Below are 2,352 nucleotides of genomic sequence, written 5' to 3'. Positions count from 1 at the left end.
CAGGGAGCTCCACTGGAGCCGCGCAGCCACCGTTCGGCGTGAGAAGGGGTATGCGACCACCACCACAGAATGTGCCGGGCCGCGGTGTGGACGAGCGTGATTTTGACGCCTTCTACACCGCGAGCGTCGGCCGGCTCGTCGGCCAGTTGTACGCGATGACAGGTGACCTGGCTGAGTCTCAGGACGTGGTGCAGGAGGCCTTCGCCCGGGCCTGGGAACACTGGGCCGAGTTGGACCTGAACGGTGCCCCCGAAGCGTGGGTGCGCACGGTGGCCTGGCGGCTGGCGGTCAGCCGGTGGCGGCGGGCGCGCACCGCGCTGGCCTTCGCCCGGCGGCAGGGTCCGCCCGCTGCCGTACCGCCGCCGGAACCGCACCATGTGCTGCTGGTCCAGGTACTTCGGCGGATCCCCGAGGCGCAGCGGCGGGCCGTGGTGCTGCATCATCTGTGTGATCTGCCGGTGGAGCAGGTGGCTGCCGAGACCGGTTGCCCCGTCGGCACGGTCAAGGCGCACCTGAGCCGCGGACGGGCGGCGCTGGCACGTCTGCTGGCCGATACGGAGCTCGATCTGCGGACGACCCGGCTGCCGGAGGTGAGGCATGGCTGACAGGACAGAACTGGAGCGGAGCCTGGCCGGACTCGCCGAGTCGGGCCGGCAGCAGGTGATGCCGCTTGCCGCTCACCGGGTGCGGGCCCGTGGTGAGCAGCGCATGCGCCGCCGACGGGCGGCTGTGGCGTTCGGCGGCGTGCTGCTGGCCGCCGCTATGGTGGTGGGCGGTCTGTCGCTGTTCCGAGCCGCCGGGGTGCCGGAGCCGGCCGCGATCGTGCCGGCGCCGACCGTTTCAGGCTTCGTGCCGCCGTCGCCTGCACCGGGCGAGGAGTATGCCAGTGAACTGGGCTACGTGTACGGCGCGGTGGCGCAGGGCGACATGGTGCGGGTCACCGTCGAGCAGCTCCGTACCGTCCGGGGGAGCGCGGTGCCCACGGGTGTGGTGCACACGCTGACCCTGCCGCGGTGGACGCTGGTGGAAGCACGGCGGCTCTCCGGCGGGGCCCCTGCGGATAGGCAGCTGGACCAGTTGGTGAGCCGGCTGGCTGCCGGGCCGCGGTGGATGTTCGCGATCGACTACGACAGCGAGGGCCGGGTGGAGTCCTTGCGGGAGACCGACTGAGGCCGCCGCCGCATTCACCGCATCGAGGTGCAACCCAGAGGCGGGCCAGGGCGTAGAGCTCATGTATCCCGACTGCATCTGATCCGATGGGACCTTGCCGTGCTCACTTCTCGCCGCCGAACCGGCGCCCTTCCTCTGACCGCTCTCGCCCTGACCGCTCTCGCCCTGACCGCATGCACCGGCAAGGGAGGCGAAGAGCAGGCGGACGCCCTTGCCCCGGCAACACCGGTGACGGCTTCAGCGTCGGCGTCCGGACAGGCCGCCGTGCCGACCCCGCCCACGGCGACGGTCCCGGCTACTGCGACGACCCCGCCCACCGCGACGCACCCGCCCACTGCGACGACCGCGCCCGCCGCGCCCGGCGAGGGCACCGCCCCGGCCGGCACGACGCGCTGGGCCGGTACCAAGCAGTTCATGCAGATACGCGGGGGCTGGATCAGCGGCGGACGGACCTACCTGTCAGTGCGGACGGCCCGGAAGGTGGCCGCCATGGGCCCGCACGAGGCGTGGTTGATCATCCCCGGTGAAGGGCCCTACACCACGGTGCTCATGGCCACAGACGCCCGGGTGCTGCTATCGGTCCCGCTGGGCGACAACTCCGCCCCCTACCCCTACTCCCAGGCGGAGTTCGTCAACCGGCTGATGGCCGAGCCGAGCTCCTCCCGCTCGGGGCTGGGGTACGACCTCAGCTTCGACGGGAAGGGCAGGGTGACCAGGTTGCAGTCGCTGTACACCTCCTAAAAGGTGGCGCGGACAGGGGTGCGGTCATGGTCGGCGGTTCGGGCGCTCGTCCCAGCGGTAAGTCGTCCATGCCTGCCGGATCAGGCTGAGCACGGTGATGACCGTGTCGGCGAGGTCGAAGAATGCGTCGACGACGGTGGCGCGGCGCTCGTAGCAGCGGGCGAGCCGGTGGAAGGCGTTCTGCCAGGCGTGGGTGCGTTCGACGTGCCAGCGCTGACTGGCCTGGATGGGCGCCTTCTCGCCTTTGTGCGCGATGCGGCCGTGGAGGCCGCGTTCGTTGAGCAGGGTACGGGTCTTGTCGGAGTCGTAGCCGGCGTCCAGGTGGACGGTGATGTCGTCGGGCAGCGGACCCAGGTCGTTCAGGCGGTCCAGGGCCGGGGCGAGCAGTGGGGAGTCGTGGCGGTTGGCGCCGGCCAGGACGCGACCCAGTGGAGCTCCCTA

General features: G+C 71.3%; 3 protein-coding genes and 1 pseudogene. 3 read left to right on the top strand and 1 reads right to left on the bottom strand.

Annotated elements, in window-relative coordinates:
• Nucleotides 1-50 precede the first annotated feature (50 nt).
• The 3 genes from ACF09J_RS35985 to ACF09J_RS35975 all read left to right on the top strand — a co-directional run bounded on the left by ACF09J_RS35985 (nt 51) and on the right by ACF09J_RS35975 (nt 1,911).
• Nucleotides 51-605 (top strand): SigE family RNA polymerase sigma factor, encoded by a 555-nt coding sequence (locus tag ACF09J_RS35985; RefSeq protein WP_392309661.1) that lies wholly within the window; start codon nt 51-53, stop codon nt 603-605.
• Nucleotides 598-1,170 carry a hypothetical protein gene (locus ACF09J_RS35980; RefSeq protein WP_392309660.1) on the top strand — a complete coding sequence of 191 codons (573 nt, stop codon included), beginning with the start codon at nt 598-600 and terminating at the stop codon, nt 1,168-1,170. Before ACF09J_RS35985 ends, ACF09J_RS35980 begins: the two co-directional genes overlap by 8 nt.
• A 264-nt stretch (nt 1,171-1,434) precedes the next feature.
• Nucleotides 1,435-1,911, top strand: coding sequence for a hypothetical protein (locus ACF09J_RS35975; protein ID WP_392309659.1), 477 nt, complete (start codon nt 1,435-1,437; stop codon nt 1,909-1,911).
• 24 nt (nt 1,912-1,935) lie between these two features.
• Here ACF09J_RS35975 and ACF09J_RS35970 read toward each other — a convergent pair.
• Nucleotides 1,936-2,352, bottom strand: a pseudogene (locus ACF09J_RS35970) (transposase); the annotation flags it as partial.

The sequence above is a fragment of the Streptomyces sp. NPDC014889 genome, assembly GCF_043081205.1.
Lineage (GTDB): Bacteria > Actinomycetota > Actinomycetes > Streptomycetales > Streptomycetaceae > Streptomyces.
Note: the sequence above shows the minus strand (reverse complement) of the source record. Positions and strands in the feature narration are given on the sequence as shown.

Excerpts from the sequence above, each read along its gene's own strand:
- ACF09J_RS35980 (WP_392309660.1), top strand. The coding sequence starts at position 598 with ATGGCTGACAGGACAGAACTGGAGCGGAGCCTGGCCGGACTCGCCGAG.
- ACF09J_RS35985 (WP_392309661.1), top strand. The coding sequence starts at position 51 with ATGCGACCACCACCACAGAATGTGCCGGGCCGCGGTGTGGACGAGCGT.